At 74.1% G+C, this 19301-nt stretch carries 16 protein-coding genes and 3 pseudogenes; 6 read left to right on the top strand and 13 right to left on the bottom strand.

The features are described 5' to 3' along the window. Positions 1–89 precede the first annotated feature (89 nt). From ACZ3KP_RS29270 to ACZ3KP_RS29260, 3 genes are all read left to right on the top strand, one after another. Positions 90–755, top strand: coding sequence for a TetR/AcrR family transcriptional regulator (locus ACZ3KP_RS29270; RefSeq protein WP_358981403.1), 666 nt, complete (start codon positions 90–92; stop codon positions 753–755). 198 nt (positions 756–953) lie between these two features. Next, a complete protein-coding gene (locus ACZ3KP_RS29265; RefSeq protein ID WP_467502934.1) occupies positions 954–2315 on the top strand; it encodes an MFS transporter in 1362 nt (453 codons plus the stop codon). A 319-nt stretch (positions 2316–2634) separates the two neighbouring features. Beyond that, positions 2635–3924 (top strand): nucleotide sugar dehydrogenase, encoded by a 1290-nt coding sequence (locus ACZ3KP_RS29260; RefSeq protein WP_467502932.1) that lies wholly within the window; start codon positions 2635–2637, stop codon positions 3922–3924. 37 nt (positions 3925–3961) lie between these two features. Here ACZ3KP_RS29260 and ACZ3KP_RS29255 read toward each other — a convergent pair whose 3' ends face one another. Beyond that, positions 3962–4387 (bottom strand): PPOX class F420-dependent oxidoreductase, encoded by a 426-nt coding sequence (locus ACZ3KP_RS29255; protein WP_366892601.1) that lies wholly within the window; start codon positions 4385–4387, stop codon positions 3962–3964. A 207-nt stretch (positions 4388–4594) separates the two neighbouring features. On the opposite strand from ACZ3KP_RS29255, the gene ACZ3KP_RS29250 reads away from it, so the two are divergent. Further along, positions 4595–5818 carry a serine hydrolase domain-containing protein gene (locus ACZ3KP_RS29250; RefSeq protein WP_467502930.1) on the top strand — a complete coding sequence of 408 codons (1224 nt, stop codon included), beginning with the start codon at positions 4595–4597 and terminating at the stop codon, positions 5816–5818. A gap of 10 nt (positions 5819–5828) precedes the next feature. Here ACZ3KP_RS29250 and ACZ3KP_RS29245 read toward each other — a convergent pair. Both ACZ3KP_RS29245 and ribA read right to left on the bottom strand, forming a co-directional pair. Then, a pseudogene (locus ACZ3KP_RS29245) lies at positions 5829–6566 on the bottom strand (NAD(P)/FAD-dependent oxidoreductase); the annotation flags it as partial. Positions 6567–6581: 15 nt separating this feature from the next. Then, positions 6582–7241, bottom strand: coding sequence for a GTP cyclohydrolase II (gene ribA / locus ACZ3KP_RS29240; protein WP_132887117.1), 660 nt, complete (start codon positions 7239–7241; stop codon positions 6582–6584). A gap of 38 nt (positions 7242–7279) precedes the next feature. On the opposite strand from ribA, the gene ACZ3KP_RS29235 reads away from it, so the two are divergent. Then, positions 7280–8038: a creatininase family protein gene (locus tag ACZ3KP_RS29235; protein WP_467502928.1), complete on the top strand. Its 759-nt coding sequence runs from the start codon at positions 7280–7282 to the stop codon at positions 8036–8038. 53 nt (positions 8039–8091) lie between these two features. On the opposite strand, the pseudogene ACZ3KP_RS29230 reads toward ACZ3KP_RS29235, so the two are convergent. From ACZ3KP_RS29230 to ACZ3KP_RS29210, 5 genes and pseudogenes are all read right to left on the bottom strand, one after another. Continuing rightward, positions 8092–9018 (bottom strand): annotated as a pseudogene (locus ACZ3KP_RS29230) (lysylphosphatidylglycerol synthase transmembrane domain-containing protein); the annotation flags it as partial. Continuing rightward, positions 9015–9962 carry a methyltransferase domain-containing protein gene (locus tag ACZ3KP_RS29225; RefSeq protein WP_467503164.1) on the bottom strand — a complete coding sequence of 316 codons (948 nt, stop codon included), beginning with the start codon at positions 9960–9962 and terminating at the stop codon, positions 9015–9017. The pseudogene ACZ3KP_RS29230 and the gene ACZ3KP_RS29225, both read right to left, overlap by 4 nt. Positions 9963–10057: 95 nt before the next feature. Then, on the bottom strand, positions 10058–11260 hold the full coding sequence (locus tag ACZ3KP_RS29220; protein ID WP_467503163.1) for a glycosyltransferase family 4 protein: 1203 nt from the start codon (positions 11258–11260) through the stop codon (positions 10058–10060). A gap of 5 nt (positions 11261–11265) precedes the next feature. Beyond that, on the bottom strand, positions 11266–11664 hold the full coding sequence (locus ACZ3KP_RS29215; protein ID WP_132887112.1) for a 6-pyruvoyl trahydropterin synthase family protein: 399 nt from the start codon (positions 11662–11664) through the stop codon (positions 11266–11268). A gap of 149 nt (positions 11665–11813) precedes the next feature. Next, positions 11814–12797, bottom strand: a complete 984-nt coding sequence (locus tag ACZ3KP_RS29210; protein WP_467502926.1) for a zinc-dependent alcohol dehydrogenase — start codon at positions 12795–12797, stop codon at positions 11814–11816. 122 nt (positions 12798–12919) lie between these two features. On the opposite strand from ACZ3KP_RS29210, the gene ACZ3KP_RS29205 reads away from it, so the two are divergent. Beyond that, on the top strand, positions 12920–13723 hold the full coding sequence (locus ACZ3KP_RS29205; RefSeq protein WP_467502925.1) for a CDP-alcohol phosphatidyltransferase family protein: 804 nt from the start codon (positions 12920–12922) through the stop codon (positions 13721–13723). 65 nt (positions 13724–13788) lie between these two features. On the opposite strand, the gene ACZ3KP_RS29200 is transcribed toward ACZ3KP_RS29205, so the two are convergent. The 5 genes and pseudogenes from ACZ3KP_RS29200 to ACZ3KP_RS29180 form a co-directional block, all read right to left on the bottom strand. Beyond that, positions 13789–14511, bottom strand: a complete 723-nt coding sequence (locus tag ACZ3KP_RS29200) for a YcnI family protein (protein ID WP_467502924.1) — start codon at positions 14509–14511, stop codon at positions 13789–13791. Between the two features lie 60 nt (positions 14512–14571). Further along, a complete protein-coding gene (locus tag ACZ3KP_RS29195; protein WP_467502922.1) occupies positions 14572–15192 on the bottom strand; it encodes a hypothetical protein in 621 nt (206 codons plus the stop codon). Positions 15193–15745: 553 nt separating this feature from the next. Continuing rightward, a pseudogene (locus ACZ3KP_RS29190) lies at positions 15746–16057 on the bottom strand (MFS transporter); the annotation flags it as partial. A gap of 9 nt (positions 16058–16066) precedes the next feature. Beyond that, complete coding sequence (locus ACZ3KP_RS29185; protein WP_467502921.1) at positions 16067–17776, bottom strand: ABC transporter permease subunit; 1710 nt, start codon at positions 17774–17776, stop codon at positions 16067–16069. A 3-nt stretch (positions 17777–17779) separates the two neighbouring features. Continuing rightward, a complete protein-coding gene (locus ACZ3KP_RS29180; RefSeq protein WP_467502919.1) occupies positions 17780–19294 on the bottom strand; it encodes an ABC transporter substrate-binding protein in 1515 nt (504 codons plus the stop codon). Positions 19295–19301: the final 7 nt, after the last annotated feature.

Genomic DNA, 19301 nt, shown 5'->3' with positions numbered 1-19301 from the left:
GGGGAAGACCTCTCCGGGAACGCCGGCGGCACGGGCTTCTAGAATCTCCGCACCGGCCACCCCTCCGAAGGCACCCGATAGGAACCCCGATGACCAGCGTCGACGAACCGGCACAGACCAACGGGCGGATCCGTGACGCCGCCCGCACCCGGGCCGAGATCCTCGACGTGGCCACCCAGGAGTTCGCCCGGGCGGGCTACGACGGTGCCCGGGTGGACGAGATCGCGGCCCGCACCCGTACCACGAAGCGGATGATCTACTACTACTTCGGCGGCAAGGAGCAGCTGTTCACGGCGGTCCTGGAACGGGCGTACGGCGTGATCCGCGAGGCCGAGCAGCAGCTGGACGTGGAGCATCTGGACCCGGTCGCGGCGATCCGCCGGCTCGCGGAGCTGACCTTCGACCACCACGAGCAGCATCCCGACTTCATCCGCCTGGTCAGCATCGAGAACATCCACGGCGCCGAGCACATCGCGGCCTCCGAGGAACTGGGCAGGATCGGCTCCCCCGCCCTGGAGGTGATCCGCCGGATCCTCGCCGCGGGACAGGAGTCCGGCCTGTTCACCGCGGACGTCGACGCCGTCGACCTGCACGCGATGATCAGCTCGTTCTGCTTCTTCCGGGTGGCGAACCGGGCCACCTTCGGCGCCCTGTTCGGCCGCGACCTGGTGGACCCCGCGCAGCGCGAGCACTACCGGGCCATGCTCGGCGACATGGTGATCGCCTACCTCACGGCGGAGCGTGCGGCGGACTGACCGTCGCGGCCGGGGGTTCCGGCGCAGCCTCTTGACAGCGGGGAAACGCGGGCGCAACATCCGTACCCATCGCGACTAACTACCCAGTGGGTTAATTATCACCGGCCCCCTGGTCCGCCGACCCGTCATCCCTGGGCACCGGCCTTCTCCCCCGCCGCTCACTCCGCCTACGTTGGAGTTCCCCGAAGGAGCACCGTCGTGTCCGTCCCCGCCCCGCCCGCCGCCACCGCCGTGCCGCCCGGCGGCCAGCCGAAGAAGGCCGCGCTGGCCGCCTGGATCGGCAGCGCCCTTGAGTACTACGACTTCTTCCTCTACGGCAGCGCGGCCGCGCTGATCTTCCCGAAGGTCTTCTTCGACGAGTCGGACCCGGCCGACGCGACCCTGCTCTCGCTGGCCACGTTCGGGGTCGCGTACGCGGCCCGGCCGGTCGGCGCGCTGTTCCTCGGGCACTTCGGGGACCGTATCGGCCGTAAGAAGATCATGGTCTTCACGCTGGTCCTGATGGGCCTGTCGACGTTCCTGATCGGCTGTCTGCCGAGCCGCGCCCAGGTGGGGTCCCTCGCCCCGGTGCTGCTGGTGCTGTGCCGGGTGCTCCAGGGCATCTCGGCCGCCGGTGAGCAGGCCAGCGCCGGTTCGATGAGCCTGGAGCACGCGCCACCGGACCGGCGCGGCTTCTTCACCAGTTTCACCCTCAGCGGCACCCAGGGCGGTCAGCTGATCGCCACCCTCGTCTTCATCCCGGTCTCCCAGCTGCCCGACGACCAGTTGCTGTCCTGGGGCTGGCGGGTGCCGTTCTGGGCGAGTGTGGTGGTCGCCGGGGTCGGCTGGGCGATCCGGCGCAGGCTCCAGGAGACCCCGGCCTTCGCGCAGCAGGCGACCGGCGAGGGTGTCGAACGGCTGCCGCTCGTGACGCTGCTGCGGCACCACTGGGCGGACGTGCTGCGGGTGATCGGCGGTGCGCTGATCGCGTCGGTGAGCACGATCTTCACGGTGTGGGCGCTGGCGTACGCGACCAGCGACTCGGTCGGCATGTCCAAGACGTCCATGCTCTGGGTGGGCGCGCTGGCGAACCTGGTGGCGCTGGGCGCGATACCGGCGTGGGCCACGCTGTCGGACCGGATCGGCCGGCGGCCGGTGTACCTGATCGGCGCGGTGGGCAGCGCGGTGGCGATGGCCGGCTACCTGTGGGCGATCTCCACCGGCTCGTACCCGCTGGTCATGCTTCTCGGGGTCGTCGCCTTCGGTGTCGTCTACAGCGCCGCCAACGGCATCTGGCCGTCCTTCTACGGCGAGATGTTCTCCACCCGGGTGCGGCTGTCCGGCATGGCGATCGGCACCCAGATCGGGTTCGCGGTGGCCGGGTTCGCGGTGACCTTCGCGGCGCGGATCGCGGGTCCCGGCGGTGACGACTGGTCGGCGGTGGCCCTGTTCACGGGCGCGTTGTGCGTGCCGCCGGTGATCGCCGCGCTGACCGCCCGGGAGACCCACAGGGTGCCGACCGAACTGCTCGGCGAGCGGCCGGAGACCGCGGCGGCGCGACCGGCGACGGTCTCGGCCTGAGCACGCCGCCGGCGGGGACGACTACGCGCGGGGGGCACGGTCGGCAGCCTTGCTCCACATGGGGGAACCGGCACATTGCTCCATGCGGGTGCGGCACGGCCAAGTCCGCTCCCCCCACGCCGCTCCGGACGTCGCGAACAGGTGGTCGGTTTCGCCTGGTTCGAGGCAGGCTCGGGCGGAAGCTCTCGACGTATTGCTTTACAGTCGGAAACGGCGGCACGGACGGGGAACGTCCGGGCGCATCGGATCCGTACGACGCTTGCCGTCGAGGGCGGAGAGAATCCCTATGCAGGTCGAAAAGGCCGTACCGCTCGGGGGCTTGAGCGCATCGATCGGGGACGGGGAGCGGACCGACGGCTTCGAACTCGCCGTCATCGGGCTCGGCCGTGTCGGGCTGCCGCTCGCGCGGGAGGCGTCGGCGGTCGGGCTGCGCGTGGCGGGTCTCGACGTCGACTCAGGGATCGTGGCGGGCCTCGACGCCGGCCGTTCCCATGTCGAGGACGTCTCGGACGACGACGTCGCCCGGATGCGGTGGGCCGGGTTCACCCCGTTCACCGACGACGCGTGTCTGGCCCGTGCGCAGACGATCGTGATCTGTGTGCCGACCCCGCCGGACGGGGACGGCGGACCCGACCTGGGCGCGGTGACCTCCGCCGCCCGGTCCGTGGCGGGCAGGCTGCGCCGCGGACGGCTCGTGATCCTGGAGTCCGCGACCTGCCCGGGCACCACCGAGGAGGTCGTGAAGCCGCTCCTGGAGGAGTCGGGGCTGCGGGCCGGCGACGACTTCGCGCTGGCCTGCTCCCCCGCGCGCACCGACCCGGGCAGCACCACGCACGGGCTGCGCGAGACACCGAAGGTGGTCGGCGGCTGGACCCCGGCGTGCGCGGCGCGGGCGGCGGCCTTCTACGGCAGGATCGTCGACACCGTCGTGCAGGCGAAGGGCATCCGCGAGGCCGAGACGGCCAAGCTGCTCGAGAACACCTACCGGCACGTCAACATCGCCCTGGTCAACGAAATGGCCATCCTCTGCCGTGAGTTGGGGATCGACGTGTGGGACGCGATCCGGTGGGCCGGCACCAAGCCGTTCGGCTTCCAGGCCTTCAGGCCGAGTGCCGGGGCGGGCGGCCACTGCCTTCCGATCGACCCCGACCACCTGTCGTCCCAGGCGGGTTCGTCGGGCCACGAGTTCCGGTTGGTGAAACTCGCCCGGGAGATCAACGCCCACATGCCCCAGTACGTGGTCCGGCGCGCCCAGGACCTGCTCAACCACGAGGGACGGGCCCTGCGCGGCTCGCGGGTGCTGCTCCTGGGCGTCACCTACAAACCGGACGTCGCCGACCAGCGGGAGGCACCGGCGCCGCCGGTGGCCCGGCTGCTGCGGGAGCGGGAGGCCGAGCTCGCCTTCCACGACCCGTTCGTACCGGCCTGGTTCGTGGACGGCGAGGCCGTGCCGCGCGTCACCGACGTGCTGGCCGCGGCGCGCTCGTACGACCTGACCGTCCTGCTCCAGGACCACTCCGCGTACGACCTCGGTGCCCTCGGCGACGCGGCCCGGCTGCTCTTCGACACCCGGGGACGGATCTTCCGCCCCGGTGTCGAGGTCCTGTAGCCCGCTCCACCTCCGCCACCCGCCGCTGCCGCGCCCCCTACGCGCGCGGGATGCCGTACGCCCGTTCCACGCGGAGTCGGAGTACCAGGCGGCGGTCGCGGACCATCGCGGCGCGGTAGTCGTCCCAGTCGGGGTGTTCGCCCTGGACGTCGCGGTAGAGGCGGATGAGCTCCTCCACCGTCTCGTCGTGGGGGTCCTGGGCGACCGGTGACAGGTCGGCGGTGCCCTCGGCGACCGTGTAGGCCCAGCGGTCGGGGCTGGTGACGTGGTAGGAGGCGCGGGGGTCGCGGCGCAGGTTGCGGGTCTTCGCGCGGTCGTCCGTGATCGACACGCGCACGGTCCGTTCGTCGGGGTAGTAGGCGTGGCTGACGTTGGACAGCTGGGGGCGGCCGTCGCGCTTGAGGGTGACCAGCACCCCGGCGTGGCCTTCGGCGAGCAGCTTCAGAAGTGTGTCCTGGGTCATGACAGGGGCAACCGCGGCGCTCCGGCCCGGCATTCCCGCCGTCACCCGGGGCACACGCGTTCGGGGCGCCCGCACGTCGGGTGCCCGGTGTCCCTTCTATAGCGTCCGTCACACCGCACGCGGATGAGCGCGACCATTCCCCTCTTCCTGCGCGACGATGAGGTCCAGGTCGGACCGCACCGCGGACGACACGACCGGAGGAGAGCGATGGCACAGCTGCGACAGGAAGTCGACCCCGGTGAGGTCGGGCTGGACGCGAAGGCGCTGGACCGCCTCGACCAGCACTTCGCCCACTACGTCGACGAAGGGCGCCTGCCCGGCTACCTGGTGGCCGTGGCGCGCGGCGGCCGGGTCGCCCACCTCACCACGCACGGCCTCCGGGACCGCGCCGCGGGGCTGCCGGTCGAGCCGGACACCATCTGGCGGGTCTACTCCATGACCAAGCCGGTCACGGCGGTCGCGGTCCTGCTGCTGGTCGAGGACGGGCAGCTGTCGCTGGACGACCCGGTCGACCGCTACCTGCCGGAGTTCGCCAACCCCCTTGTGTACGTGAGCGGTTCGGGTGCGGACATGGTGACCAGGCCCGCCGACGGGCCGATCCGGATCCGCCATCTGCTCACCCACACCGCCGGGTTCACCTTCGCCTTCTACCACGCGCACCCGGTGGACGCCCGCTACCGGGAGGCGGGCCTGGAGTTCTCGGTGCCGGCGGGCGCGGACCTCGCCGAGACGACCGCCGTGTACGCGCGCATGCCCCTGCAGTTCGAGCCGGGCACGCAGTGGAACTACTCGGTCGGCTTCAACGTGCTCAGCCGGGTCGTCGAGGTGGTCTCCGGGCAGCGGCTCGACGAGTTCTTCGCGGACCGGATCTTCCGCCCGCTCGGCATGCCGGACGCGGGCCTGCACATCGTCCCCGAACAGGCCGACCGGCTTGCGGAGTTGTACGGGGAGACGGGCGACGGCGGCATCGAGCCGGTCCCCGGGCTGCCGTTGCGCGGCCGCCCCCGCATGCTGTCCGGCAGCGGCGGCCTCGCGGCGACGGCGTACGACTACCACCGTTTCATGGAGATGCTGCGCCGGGGCGGCGAGCTGGACGGCGCCCGGCTGCTCTCCCCCGCCTCGGTCGGGCTGCTCTCCCGCAACCACCTGCCCGGCGGCACCGACCTGCGTGCCTTCGGCGCCCCCGCGCACCAGGAGCCCGGCAACGACGGCCTGGGCTTCGGCCTCGGCGTCTCGGTCGTGATCGACCCCGCCCGCACCCTCTCGCCGAGCAGCCCCGGCGCCTACGGCTGGACGGGGGCCGCCACCACCGCCTTCTGGGTCGACCCGGCGCACGACCTGACCGTGCAGTTCCACACCCAGCTGCGGCCGAAGACGCTGAAGGTCTTCCCGGAACTGCGAAGGCTGGCCCACGAGGCGATCCTCGACTGACCCCTACCCCTCACACGAGGTGGGTCTCCGGGCGCGGGGCGTCCGCCGCGAACCGGTCGGCGCTCAGGGGCCGGACGTCCAGGAAGGGTGCCCTGCCCAGGTACAGGTCGCGGATCACCTCGCCGATCAGGGCGTTGTGGTCGGGCGTGTTCTCGTACAGGCCCGACCGGCCTCCGGTGCGGCGCGCGTCGAGCAGGGCCGGGGCGCGTCGCCGCTTCGCCTCGTACAGGCGGGGGATCCAGCGGTCGCGGGCGTCGACGGCGAAGCCCGGCCGTTCGTCGGGGTCGGACATGCCGAACGGCAGGCCGGGGCCCTCGGCGTGGAAGTACAGTCGACGCCGGCCGTCGCGCCGACCGCCCGCGACCAGGGGCCGGCCGCACAGATCACCGTGCCGGTGCCGATCCGGCCGAGGCCGGTGTGCACGGCGGTGACGTAGGGGCCGTCCCGTTCGATGCCGGGGACCTCGGTGTGGCGCAGTATCCGGGCGCAGTGGCCGTCCGTCGGGGAGCAGGCGGCGGCCAGCAGCCCTTCGGTGTTGATCAGCGGGGCAAGCCGGGCCGCCTCCTTCGGGGTGAGCATCCGGCTGGGGACGCCCAGGTGATTCCGGAGCCGGACGCTCGCCTCGAAGGAGGCGACCCTTGAGTTCGTCGGAGAACTGGGCACGCACTCCGCCCGCGGCCTTCGCGGTGGATCCGGCGTCCAGTTCGTCGCGTTCGACGAGGACGACGTCGCGGACGCCGGCGCTCGCACGCCACCCGGTACCTCAGGACCAGTGGGCCACCGCGTCGAGGTGGGGCAGCACGTGGTCCAGCCGCTCCCGCTTGGTGCGCAGGTACGTGATGTTGTTCTCGCACGGCTCGATCAGCAGCGGGACCGTCTCGGCGACCTCTATGCCGTGCCGTACCAAGGACTCCCGCTTGCGCGGGTTGTTGGACATCAGGCGTACCGAACGCACCCCGAGGTCACGGAGCATGCCGGCGGCGACGCCGTAGTCCCGGGCGTCGACCGGCAGGCCGAGCGCGAGGTTCGCCTCGACGGTGTCCAGGCCCTCCGCCTGCAGGGCCATCGCGCGCAGCTTGGCGAGCAGTCCGATGCCGCGGCCCTCGTGCCCGCGCAGGTAGACGACGATCCCGCTGCCCTCGGAGACGACCGCGCGCAGCGCGGCCGCCAACTGGTCGCCGCACTCGCAGTGCTGGGAGCCGAACGCGTCCCCGGTGAGGCATTCCGAGTGCAGCCGGGTCAGCACCCGCTCGCTGCCGATGTCGCCGTAGACCAGGGCCACTTGCTCGTCACCGCGGTCGTGGTCCAGGTAGCCGATCGCCTGGAATTTCCCGTACACGGTGGGCAGCGGTGCATTGACGACGCGTTCCACGCCCGAACGCCGTGGGGACTTCGTGCCGAGTACGCCGATGTTTTCTGTCATGATCTGATTCCTAAGCAGAGACGAAAGGCCGTGAAAAGATGAGTGGTTCGGGCGCGCGTACGGCGGCGAACGGTCTGTTGCCGGCGGACACTACGGAGGAGGTACGGACCAGGGGGGCGGGCGTTTCAACACAGGTCGCCGTCCTTCCCGTGGGGAGCTTCGAACAGCACGGCCCCTACCTCCCGCTCGCCACGGACACGCTGGTCGCCTGTGCCGTGGCCCGGGAGATCGCCGCCGCGTACCCGGTGCACCTCCTTCCTCCGGTGACCATCTCCTGCTCGCACGAGCACGCGGCCTGGCCCGGGACCGTCAGCATCTCCTCGGTCACCCTGCACGCGGTGGTGAACGACATCGCCGCCTCGCTGCGCCGCTCCGGTGTCGAGGCGCTGGTCGTGGTCAACGGCCACGGCGGCAACTACGTGCTGGGCAACGTCGTGCAGGAGGCGTCCGCGCGCGGCGAACGGCTGGCGCTGTACCCGGCCGCGGAGGACTGGGAGACAGCGCTCAGCCGGGCCGGAGTGGAGACCTCGGCGCTCACCGACATGCATGCCGGGGAAATCGAGACGTCCATTCTGCTGCACGCTCATCCCGAATTGGTCCGCCCTGGTCACGAGTCCGCCGATTTCACCGCTGACGACCGTCGTCATCTCCTCACCCTGGGAATGTCCGCCTATACCGAGTCGGGCGTCATCGGCCGCCCTTCCCTGGGATCGGCGGAAAAGGGGAAGGAACTCCTGGCGGGACTCGTCGATTCGTTCGGGGCGGTTTTCGAACTGCTCGCCCCGGGACGGGAATAGCGCAGCCCGGTGTACCAGCGGACGACCAGGACCACGAGGCCCGGCAGGGCGGCCACGAAGCTGAGGACGCCGTAGACGACGGCGGTGGCGAGCCCGCTGTCCGCGCCGAGGCCGGCCGCCGCGAACGCCCAGGCGGTGACGCCCTCCCGGGGGCCCCAGCCGCCGACGTTCAGCGGCAGCCCCATGGCGACCAGGGCGAGTACGCAGATCGGGACCAGCGCCGCGACGGAGGCGTGGGAGCCGGCCACCCGCGCGGAGACCACGAACATCCCGACGTGCCCGGCGAGGATGACCGCCGAGGACAGGGCGACGCCCGGCCCGTTCTGCGGGGACAGCAGGGCGCGGCGGGCTTCCGCGAGGGTCGAGCGCAGGGCGCCGACGCGCTTGCCCGGGGCCCGGTTCATCCACAGGGCGACGACGATCGCGCACGCGCCGGCCACGCCGGCCGCCGCCAGCGGGGCGAAGCTGCGGACGTCGTCGCGGACCGGTGAGGGCAGGATCAGCAGGGCGCCCGCGCCGAAGACGGCCAACGCGAGCTGTCCCGCGGCCCGTTCCAGGACGACCGCGCGGACGCCGCGTCCGATGTCGCCCTCGCTCTGTCCGTGCCGCACCGCCCGGTGCACGTCACCGAGCACCCCGCCGGGCAGGGCCGCGTTGAGGAACAGCGCCCGGTAGTAGTCGCCGACGGCGGGTCCGAGCGGCAGCCGCAGACCGAGGCTGCGGGCCACCAACTGCCAGCGCCAGGCGCTCAGCACGGTCGTGACCGCGCCGATCGCCAGGCCCATGAGCAGGGTCGGCGTATCGATGCGGCGCAGTCCGTCGACGAAGACCCCGGTGCCGAGCCGCCACAGCAGCACCGCGAGGATGGCGACCCCGCCGAGGGTGCCCAGGTGGGTGCGCACGGCACGCAGGTCCGGACGCCGGAGCACGGTCACCGGGGCGACCGGTGCGCTCTCGCGGACCAGGGCGGGGGTGGTCATGCGGTGCCTCCGGTCGGGCGGGCGAGGGCGAGCAGGTCGCTGTGGTGCAGGAGGACCCGCAGTTCCCCGGCCGCGTTCGCGGCGAGCCGGTCGGCCAGGTAGGCGTCGGCGCGCTCGGCGAGTTCGGGGCGCTCCTCGACGGCGGCGCCGACCCAGCCGCGCAGCCACTGCTCGGTCAGCGCCTTCTCGGCGGCACCGAGCCGCCAGGGGCTGGGGTGCACCTTCACGGTGGCGCCGCGGTCGGCGAACGCCTCGCAGGCGGCGGTGACCGCGTCCGGTCCGAGCATTCCGCCGCGCCGTTGGTGGGCGTTGAACGCCTCCGCGATCTCCTTGTCCAGCGGGTGGGACGGGGTCAGGTCGACGCGTCCGGCGACGGACAGGGTCAGCAGCGCGGGGCAGCCGGCCCCGGTGCAGGCCTCGGCGAGGATGTCGACCTCCTCGCGGGTGAGCACGTCGAGCAGGGCGGAGGCGGTCACCAGCGAGGCGCCCTTGAGCGCGTCGGGGGTGAGCCGGGCGACGTCGCCGCGCCGGGTCTCCACGGTGACCCGGCTGCCGTCGGCGGCGGCCCGGGGCGAGGCGACGGCGGCGAAGTGCAGCAGGTAGGGGTCGCGGTCGTGCAGGATCCAGTGCTGGGCGCCGTCCAGGCGGGGCGCCAGCCAGCGGCCCATCGAGCCGGTGCCGCAGCCCAGGTCGTGCACGACGATCCCGCCCGCCTTGCCGGGCAGGTTGGCCAGCCGGATCCGCAGCGGGTCCAGCAGATCGTGCGCCCGGGCCGCCGCGTCGGCGCCCTCCCGCAGTTGCAGCCACTCGGGCGCGTACCGCGGCGGCTCCTCGGGGTCGGTCTCGCGCAGTCGCAGGGTGGCCCGCTCGCCCGGTCGGGTGACGGGGCCGGCGCCCGGGATCACCTCGGCACGCGCGGGGTCCTTGGAGGCAGCCGCGTCCATTCGCTCTCGTCCCACCCCTGCATCCGTAGCATCCGCGGGTCCCGGCTGCGCGGGGATCGCGCCGACCGGAGTAGTGGTCGTGGTCTCGCCGGTGGTCATGCCGCCCTCCGGGGTTCGTCGGGGAGCCGCAGCAGGACTCCGGCCAGGCTGCGGGCGGTGGTCGCCCAGCCGTCGAGGGCCGCCCGCCGGCCGCGCGCGGCGGCCTTCAGGCGGCGGCGCACGTCCGCCTCGCCGAACCAGCCGCGCAGTTCGGCGGCGAGCGCGGCGGGGTCCTCCGGCGGCACCAGGATGCCGGGCACGCCGCCGTCGGGGGCCCGGCCGACCGCCTCGGGCAGGCCGCCGACGTCGGTGGCGAGCACCGGGATGCCCCGGGCGAGGGCCTCGGTGACCGCCATGCCGTAGGTCTCGGCGTACGAGGTGAGGACCATCAGGTCCGCGGCCGCGTAGCTGGCGTCCAGGTCGGCGCCGGAGCGCGGGCCCGCCAGGTGCAGCCGGTCCGTCAGCCCGTGCCGCGCGATGAGGGACCGCAGGTGGGCGACGTACTCGGGGTCCTGGTTGAGACCGCCGACGCAGGTGCAGGTCCACGGCAGGTCCCGGACCGCGGCGAGGGCCTCCACCAGCCGGTGCTGGCCCTTGCGGGGGGTGACGGCGGCGACGCACACCAGGTGCGAGACGCCGTCGGTGCCGCCGGCGAGGGGGGCGATGTCGGCGCCCGGCGCGGCGACGTGGACGCGGTCGGGGGCCAGCCCGTGGTGCGAGACCAGTCGTCGTACCGCCCAGTCGCTGGTCGCGATCACCGCGGGTACGGCGCGCAGCACCGCGCGTTCCCGGGCGTCCAGGTCGGCGGCCACGGCGCGGTCGAGGCCGGTCTCGTCACCGAGCGGCAGGTGCACCAGGACGGCGAGCCGCAGCCGTTCCGCCTCGGGGACGACGATCTCGGGTACGCCGCAGGCGACCAGGCCGTCCAGCAGGACGACCGCGCCGTCGGGCAGTTCCCGCAGGGTGCGGGCGAGGCCGTCGCGGGCGGCCTGCTCGGGGCGCGGCCAGGAGCCGGCCACCGCGTGCCGGGTGACCTGCCAGCCGAAGCCGGGCAGGTCCAGGCAGACCCGCCGGTCGTAGGCGTTGCCGCCGCTCGGCTGGGCCGGGTCGTCGACACCGCCCGGCATGAGGAAGTGCACGGTGCGCAGGGACATGGGGAGGATCCCGATGTTCGCGGGGGCGTTGTGGCCCGGGAGGTCGGCGGTGGCCGCGCGCTGCGCGGGCACGTAGGTGAGGGCCGGCGGGCGGCCGATGGCCATGTCGGTCACAGGGCACGCTCGTAACTCGCCCAGGCGACGTGGGACTCGTGGAGGGTGACGGTCAGTCCGGCGAGGCCCTTCGCGCCCTCGCCGAGGGCGCCCTTCTCGATGCGTTCGGCGAGCCGGTCCGCGATGACCTTGGCGAGGAACTCCGTCGAGGTGTTGATCCCGGCGAAGTCCGGCTCGTTGTCGAGGTTTCTGTAGTTCAGCTCACTGACCACGGCGCCCAGTTCCTGGGTGGCGAGGCCGATGTCGACGACGATGTTGTCGTCGTCCAGCTGTTCACGGCGGAAGGTGGCGTCCACGAGGAACGTGGCACCGTGCAGTCGCTGCGCGGGCCCGAACACCTCGCCGTGGAAACTGTGAGCGATCATGATGTGATCGCGGACGGTGATGCTGAACAACGGACGACCCTCCAGGTGCGGCGCGTCTGGTCCCCCGGCGGAACCCTGCCGGGGGACCCACTAATACGGCTCTCGACTTCCCCGTGTTCAGTCCACTCTCACTCTTTTCTCAGGTCAGGACCTCTTGGGGGGCCGCGTTTTACACCGCGTCAGCCTGCCTCGGCGTAGCTGACCCGGTGACAGAGGGCCGGGATCTCGCCGGAGGCGAGCCTCGGGAGCACCTCGGGCAGCTCCTCGAACGCGCTTTCGCCCGTGATCAGGGCGTCCAGGGCCGGGTCGGCCAGCAGGTCCAGGGCGACGGCGAGGCGGTCGGTGTAGCTGCGGCCGGCCCGCGCGGCCGGGGAGACGGTGCCGACCTGGCTGCTGCGCACGGTGAGGCGGCGGGAGTGGAAGGCCTCGCCGAGCGGCAGGGCGACGCGCCGGTCGCCGTACCAGCTCAGTTCGACGACCGTGCCCTCCGGGGCGAGGAGTTCCAGGGCGCGGGTGAGGCCCCCTTCGGTGGCGCTGGCGTGCACGACCAGGTCGCAGTCGCCGAGGGCGTCCTCGGGGGCCGCGAAGGCGACGCCGAGCGCCTCGGCGGTCCTGGCGCGGGCCGGATCGGCGTCGACAAGCTGGAGCCGTACGCCGGGGAAGCGGGCGAGCAGCGCGGCGACCGAGCAGCCGATCATGCCGCCGCCGACGACCGCGATCCGGTCGCCGACCAGGGGCGCGGCGTCCCAGAGGGCGTTCACGGCGGTCTCGATCGTGCCCGCGAGCACCGCACGCGCCGGTGGTACGTGCTCCGGTACCACCGTCACCGCGCTCACCGGTACGACGTAACGCGTCTGATGCGGGTACAGGCAGAACACCGTACGCCCGATCAGCGGAGCGGGGCCCTCCTCCACGACGCCGACGCTGAGGTAGCCGTACTTCACCGGCCCCGGGAACTCGCCCTCCTGGAAGGGCGCCCGCATCACCGCGCGTTGGCTCTCCGGGACACCCCCGCGGAACACCAGGGTCTCGGTGCCCCTGCTGACCGCCGAGTACAGCGCGCGGACCAGCACCTCGCCCTCGGAGGGCGCCGCGAGGGTGACGTCACGCAGCTCTCCGTGGCCCGGAGAGCGGAGCCAGAACGCGCGGGCCGAGCGGTTCATCGGCATCCTCCTGAACGATCGGGAAGTTGTTCACGTACCGAGGTGTGCACAGCGAACACGTGCACAGGCCGCGCACAGTACGCGGCGTTGATCGACTCTGTCACTCGGCCGGAGGACGTGCGGTGGCCCTGAACAACACTTACGAAGCCAGGCTGGTCCAGCAGGAGACCGCGGTGGGAGCGGGCGTGCAGATCCTGTTGCTGGCGCTGCTGGGCTCCGCGATCGGCATGGGGCCGGCGGGCTGGCTGACGGGCCTCGCGTTCGCGACGGCCACCTGGGCGGTCCTCTCCAGGGCCCTGCACCGCACCCGGCCGCGTTCCTTCGGCCCCGCCAACCGGGTCACCCTCGGCCGCGCGATCCTCGTGGGCGGGGTGACGGCCCTGGTCGCCGACTCCTTCGAGAGCTCCCCGCCGGTCACCCTCCTGGTCGGCCTGACCGCCGTGGCGTTGATCCTCGACGGCGTCGACGGCAAGGTGGCCCGCCGCACCGGTACGTCGACCGCGCTGGGCGCCCGCTTCGACATGGAGGTCGACGCGTTCCTGATCCTGGTGCTGAGCGTGTACGTCTCCACGCAGCTCGGTCCCTGGGTGCTGCTGATCGGCGCCATGCGCTACGTGTTCGTCGCGGCGGCGAAACTCGCCCCCTGGCTGAACGCGCCGCTGCCGCCGTCGATGGCCCGCAAGACGGTCGCCGCGATGCAGGGCATATGCCTGCTGCTGGCGGGCGCGGACCTGCTGCCGTTCGCGGGCAACCTGGCCGTGGTGCTGCTGGCGCTGGGCTCCCTGGTGTGGTCCTTCGGCCGGGACGTGGCCTGGCTGTGGCGCAACGAGCGGGGTACGGCGGCCGCGGCGGCGGCCGGGGCCGAGGAGACCGGCGCGACGGTGGCGGCGCTGGAGCGGGAGCTGCTGGAGCTGGCGGTGCGGTAGCCGGCGGAGCACGACGGAGGGGCCCGGACCGGGGGATGGTCCGGGCCCCTTCTCACGCCCGTGGGTTACGAGCGTGCGCCGCGCGTCCGGACGAACGTGAACGCCGCGGCCGCCAGGCCCAGGGCGCCGACGACCAGGCCCGCGATGCCGAGGCCGCGGGCGGTGGAGTCACTGGCGTCGGCGGACGCGGTGGTCGTCTTGGCGCTGCCGCTCTTCGCCGCGGGGGCCGCCGAGGCCGCGTCGTCGGCGGCCGTCAGCTTGAGGGCGGGCGCGGGGTTCTCCGGCTCGTCGTCGCCGCTCTGGGGCACCTCGATCCAGCGGACGACCTTGCCGTCGGAGTAGGTCTGCAGGGTCTTGAAGGTCAGTTGGTCGGTGTCCTCGGGCAGTTGGCCGAAGGCGACGTCGAAGTCCTGGTACTGGCCGGGTCCGATTTTGCCGCCGGTCCAGGTGATCTCGGAGGCGGCCTCGGTGATGGTGCCGTCGTCGGTCTTGACGGGCTTCTTGAGCTTGGTGGTGGTGACCTTGGCGGTCCAGCCGGCCTGCGGGGTGACGAGGACGCCGAGCACCGGATGGTCGGTGGGCAGGACGACCTCGACCTTGGTGGTGGAGGCGGTGTCCTCCTCGTTGGGCACCCGGAAGGTCAGGACGCCGTCGGTGGCGCCCTTGGCGTAGCTCTCGGGGTGGACGGTGACGTGCGCGGCGGCGGCACCGGCGGCGGCGAGGACCGAGGCGGCCGTGAGTGCGGTGACGGTGGCGGCACGGCGCAGGGCGGGGCGGGGTGTGGACATGAGTGAGTGGATCTCCGTACGAAGGAGGGAAAAGAAAGGGAAGGGGAGGCTGGTGCGGTGTCAGACCGCGTACGGGATCGCGCTCGGCGGCCCACGCCGGCTCACCGCGTGCCGCAGGGTGAGCAGCCGGGGGCGGACGGGACGGGCGGGAGCGGGCAGGGGGTTGTCGGCCGGCGCGGGCAGCGGGGCGTCGTGCCACCAGGCCGCGAGGCCGGGGACGAGGGCGGCCGTACGGCGCAGCAGCGACCACAGGGCGGCCTCGCCCCGCCGCAGCCACCAGGAGGCGACCAGCGCGGCGAGGACGTGGGCGAGGGTGGCGTGCGCGGTCAGGAGGTGCGCGTGCTGCGCCGTCCCGGCGACCATGGCGTGACCGTCCGGCGGCATGCTCATAGGCATGCCGGCCATGGGGGCGGGGCGCCCCGGGGTGATCCCGCGCGCCGCGTCGAAGCCGACGTGCAGACCGCCCTGGGTCAGGAGCATGCCGGCGCCGATCTCGGGCAGTCCCCGCTCGCGTCCGGCGAGGGCGCGGCCGACGGCGAAGACCGCGCCGAACGCGGCGAGGTCGGCCCAGAGCGGCGGCATGTCGCCCATGGCGAGGCCGTGCCCGGCGGCGGCCAGGAGTACGCACACCGCGGCGAACACCGCGGCACGCAGGCTCCGTACCGCCGGTGACGCACTCATGGTGAGCGATCCTCCCACGCCAGGGTGATACGCACGGCGCACACACCCCGTTCAGCCACAAGGCAACCCGGGAGACGGCACCCCTCAGGCGCGCAGGCGCGGCACCCCTCAGGCGCGCAGGGACGACGCCCTTCAGACGCGCGGGGGTGACGGCGGCCCCTCCGGCGCGCGGACACGGCGCCCCTCAGGCGCGCGGACACGGCGCCCCTCAGGCGCGCGGACACGGGGACTCCTCAGGCGCGCGGGCGCGGCACCCCTCAGGCGCGCAGGCGCGGCACCCCTCAGGCGCGCAGGCGCGGCACCCCTCAGGCGCGCAGGGACGGCGCCCCTCAGGCGCGCGGGGGTGACGGCGGCCCCTCCGGCGCGCGGACACGGCGCCCCTCAGGCGCGCGGACACGGGGACTCCTCAGGCGCGCAGGCGCGGCACCCCTCAGGCGCGCAGGGACGACGCCCCTCAGGCGCGCGGGCGCGGCACCCCTCAGGCGCGCGGGCGCGGCACCCCTCAGGCGCGCGGGGACGGCGGCGGCCCTCAAGGGCGCGGGGACGGCGCCCCTTAGGGGCGCGGGGAACTGCGCGACCAGCCCCCGCGCACCCGCACCCGGGACCGGGCCGTCGCCACCCCTCCCGCCCTCGGCGACAGCACCACCGCCACAGCGGTCACCCCGGCCGGCGGCAGCCACGCCGTGTCCAGCGGCGTGCCGGTCCCCGCGTTGCCGAGCCGGACGATCAGCCCCGAGACCGAGGAGAGCGCACCGGTGTAGAGGCCGAGGCGGCCGTCCTCGGCGAGGTCGGGCACCCGGGCACGGGCGACGGGGGCGACGAGCATCCGGCCGAGGGTGAGCAGGACGACCAACAGGGCGGCGGGGCAGCGGGCTCATGCGGACTTCCGTGACGCCCGGGCGCCTTCGGCGGACGCGGCCGCGGTCACGGCCAGCGCGCCCAGCAGGGCGAGTACGGCGGCGGGGGCGAGGACCGCCCAGGGGGCGCGCTCGGCGTACGGCTGGTTCTCGGCGAGGAGCCGACCCCACTCCGGGGACGGCGGCTGGGCGCCGAGCCCGAGGAAGCCGAGCGAGGCGAGGGCGAGCGCGACGCCGGGGAGCCGGAGCAGGGCGTGCCGGACGACGGGCGGCAGGACGGCGGGCAGCAGGTCACGGCGGAGCAGGTACCGGCGCCCGGCGCCCAGGGCGGCGGTGGCGGTGACGTGCAGGGTGGCGCGTTCCTGCCGGAGCAGCGCGGCGGTGTGGGCGGCGAGCGGCGCCCAGGCGACGGCCGCGACGGCGCCGGCGGCGGTGCCGGGTCCGCCGCCGGCGACCGCCGTGACCAACAGCGCGGCCAGGACGGGCGGGACGGCGTTGACGGTGTCGACGAGCGGTCCCGAGAACCTGGGCAGCAGCCCGAGGAGCACTCCGGTGAGCAGGGCGGCGGCGCTGATCGCCAGGGCGAGCAGCAGGGTGCCGAGGGCGCCGTGCGCCACCCGGGCCAGCAGGTCGCGACCCAGCGCGTCGGTCCCGAACGGGTGCCCGGGGGAAGGGGGTCGGAGCCGTTCGGCCGTGTCGAGGGCCAGGGGGTCGCGGGGCAGTCCGGTGACGACGACCGCGAGGAGTACCGCGGCCAGGGCGACGGGGGCGGCCCGGCGGGCGGGTGCGGCGGGCCGCTGCAGGGCGGGCAGCGCCCCGTCGCGCAGGGCGGGCCCGACGAGCAGGTGTACCAGGGGACGGATGGCGAGCGCGGTGGCCGTGGCGAGCAACAGGAGGGCCAGGGTGCCGGCCTGGAGGACGGGCAGGTCCTGGGCGAGGGCCGCCTGGAGGGTGGTGCGGCCGAGTCCCGGGATGTCGAAGACCTGCTCCACGGCGACGGCTCCGCCGGTGAGGCCGACGACGAACAGGCCGAGGTTGGGCAGGAGTCCGGGCAGGGAGCGCCGCAGTGCCTGGCGTGCGACGCGGTGCCGGGGCATGCCGCGGGCGGCCGCGGCCCTGGCCCAGGGTTCGGCGAAGGCGCCGGGCAGCAGGTCGTCGAGGAGCCGGCCGAGGACGGCGCCCGCGGGCAGGCCGAGGGCCAGGGCGGGCAGCAGCGTCCACCGGGGGCCGTACCAGCCGAGGGCGGGCAGCCAGCCGAGCTGGACGCCGACGACGGTGGCGAGGACGGAGGCGGTGAGGAACTCGGGCAGCGTGGCGAGCACGGCGGAGCCGGTGCCGCCGGAGCGCCGGGTGCCGCCGGTCCGCAGCGTGCGGGCGCACACCAGGGAGGCTGTGCAGACGGCGATCGCGAGGGCGACCGTCATCAGCAGCAGGGAGGCGCCGAGCGCCGGGAGGACGGCCGGCGTCACGTCCCCGCCGGAGATCCACGACCGTCCGGCGTCACCGTGCGCCAGCCCGCCCGCCCAGTCGGCGAGGAGGTGGAACGGGCCCTTGTCCAGGCCGAGTCGGGTACGGATGTCGGCGAGCACCTCGGGCGTGGGGTCGCGGTCCTGGGAGCGCGCCTTGAGGACGGTGAGCGCCGGGTCGGTGCCCGCGAGCCAGGGCAGCACCCCGATCCCGCACACCAGGACGATCGCGAGCACGGCCCGCCACAGCAGGGTCGGCATGGGTCAGCGCCGCGTCCCGGTCCCGACGAGGACCCGCTCGTACGGGTCGAGGCGCACGCCCTTCACCCCGGCGCCGACGCCGGTGATCACGCGCTGGTGGACCAGCGGGACGACGGCGTCGGTCCGGAGGATCCGCGCCTCGGCGGCCAGCGCCGCGTGCTGCCGCTTCCCGGTGTCGGCGGTGGCCTCCGCCTCGGCCACGGCCCGGTCGACCCCGGTGTCGCACAGCCGGGCGAGGTTGTAGCCGCCGTCGCAGGTGTGGTCGGAGGCGAGGACGGCGACCGGGTCGCCGGTGTCCACGAGGGTGTTGCGGGCGAGCACGAACGCGTCGAACTTCCCGGCGAGGGCGTCGCTCTCCAGCCGTGAGTAGTCGCGTACGACGAGCCTGACGGCGAACCCCGCCTTCTCCAGCTGCTGCTTCAGCACCTGGGCCACCTCGGGGAGTTCGGGCCGGTTGTCGTAGGTGGCGAGGGTGACGGCGGTGCCGTCGGGCCGCGTCGCCCTCGCGCGCCCCACGGGCCGGCCGCGCCCCGCCGCGGCCCAGGTCACGGCGGGCCCGTAGATCCCGGCTCCGGCGTCGGCGTGCCCCTCGTACACGCCCTTGGCGAGTGCGGAGGTGTCGACGGCGGCGCGGGCGGCGGCACGCAGTCCGGCGCTCGTGAAGGGACCGGACCCGGAGTTGAGGAGGAGGCTGGTGGTGCGGGTGGTGGCGGTCTCGCGCCGCATGTCCGCGTCCAGGGTGGCGGCCTGGGCCACCGGGATCGCCTCGGCGATGTCGACGTCGCCGGTGCGCAGGGCGTTGGCGCGGGCGGTGCCGTCGGCGACGAAGCGGACGTCGAGGCCGGCGGTCTGGGCGCGGCCGCCCCAGTAGTCGTCGTACCGGTCGAGGGTGGCGGCGGTGGAGCCGGTGACCTCGGTGAGTTCGAAGGGACCGGTGCCGGCGCCGACCGGGTCGACGCCGCCCTTCGCCCCGTAGGCCTTCGGGGCGAGGACGGCGAGGCCGGGGCTGGACAGCCGCAGCGGGAGTACGGGGTCGGGCGCGCCGGTGGTGACGCGCACCGCGTGGTCGCCCCCGGCCTCGGCGGTGAGGGTGACGCCGGCCAGGGCGGCCGGGGCGGGCTTCGCCCGGGTGGCGTGGGTGAGGGCGGCGGCGACGGCGGCCGGGGTGACGTCGGTGCCGTCCTGGAACTCGGCCTCGCGCAGGGTGAACACCCACCTGCGCGGCCCTTCCCTGCGCCAGGACTCGGCGAGGGCGGGTGCGGCGGTGCCGTTGGCGTCGAGCGAGGTCAGCCCTTCGGTGACGCCGAGGCGGGTGAGGATCGTAGCGTCGTCGCCGTACGGCGAGAGGCGTTCGGCGGGCGGGAAGGCGAGGGCGACCCGGAGCCGGGTGCCGTCGCCGCCCGCCTTGCCTTCGGCGGCCGGACCGGCGCCCGACTCGGCGAAGCAGCCGGTGAGCAGCGGGGTGAGCAACAGGGCGGTGAGTAGCCGGGGACGGCGCGTGGGGCGCGGGAGCGACATGTTCCTC

The sequence above is a fragment of the Streptomyces sp. NPDC020958 genome, assembly GCF_055562175.1.
This window is presented reverse-complemented; position numbering and strand designations above follow the sequence as displayed.

What these genes read in the sequence shown, in the direction of transcription:
- ACZ3KP_RS29270 (WP_358981403.1), top strand. Translation starts at nt 90, where the DNA reads ATGACCAGCGTCGACGAACCGGCACAGACCAACGGGCGGATCCGTGAC.
- ACZ3KP_RS29255 (WP_366892601.1), bottom strand. Translation starts at nt 4,387, where the DNA reads ATGACCCAGGACACACTTCTGAAGCTGCTCGCCGAAGGCCACGCCGGG.
- ACZ3KP_RS29250 (WP_467502930.1), top strand. Translation starts at nt 4,595, where the DNA reads ATGGCACAGCTGCGACAGGAAGTCGACCCCGGTGAGGTCGGGCTGGAC.
- ribA (WP_132887117.1), bottom strand. Translation starts at nt 7,241, where the DNA reads ATGACAGAAAACATCGGCGTACTCGGCACGAAGTCCCCACGGCGTTCG.
- ACZ3KP_RS29235 (WP_467502928.1), top strand. Translation starts at nt 7,280, where the DNA reads ATGAGTGGTTCGGGCGCGCGTACGGCGGCGAACGGTCTGTTGCCGGCG.
- ACZ3KP_RS29225 (WP_467503164.1), bottom strand. Translation starts at nt 9,962, where the DNA reads ATGGACGCGGCTGCCTCCAAGGACCCCGCGCGTGCCGAGGTGATCCCG.
- ACZ3KP_RS29220 (WP_467503163.1), bottom strand. Translation starts at nt 11,260, where the DNA reads ATGGCCATCGGCCGCCCGCCGGCCCTCACCTACGTGCCCGCGCAGCGC.
- ACZ3KP_RS29210 (WP_467502926.1), bottom strand. Translation starts at nt 12,797, where the DNA reads ATGAACCGCTCGGCCCGCGCGTTCTGGCTCCGCTCTCCGGGCCACGGA.
- ACZ3KP_RS29200 (WP_467502924.1), bottom strand. Translation starts at nt 14,511, where the DNA reads ATGTCCACACCCCGCCCCGCCCTGCGCCGTGCCGCCACCGTCACCGCA.
- ACZ3KP_RS29195 (WP_467502922.1), bottom strand. Translation starts at nt 15,192, where the DNA reads ATGAGTGCGTCACCGGCGGTACGGAGCCTGCGTGCCGCGGTGTTCGCC.
- ACZ3KP_RS29185 (WP_467502921.1), bottom strand. Translation starts at nt 17,776, where the DNA reads ATGCCGACCCTGCTGTGGCGGGCCGTGCTCGCGATCGTCCTGGTGTGC.
- ACZ3KP_RS29180 (WP_467502919.1), bottom strand. Translation starts at nt 19,294, where the DNA reads ATGTCGCTCCCGCGCCCCACGCGCCGTCCCCGGCTACTCACCGCCCTG.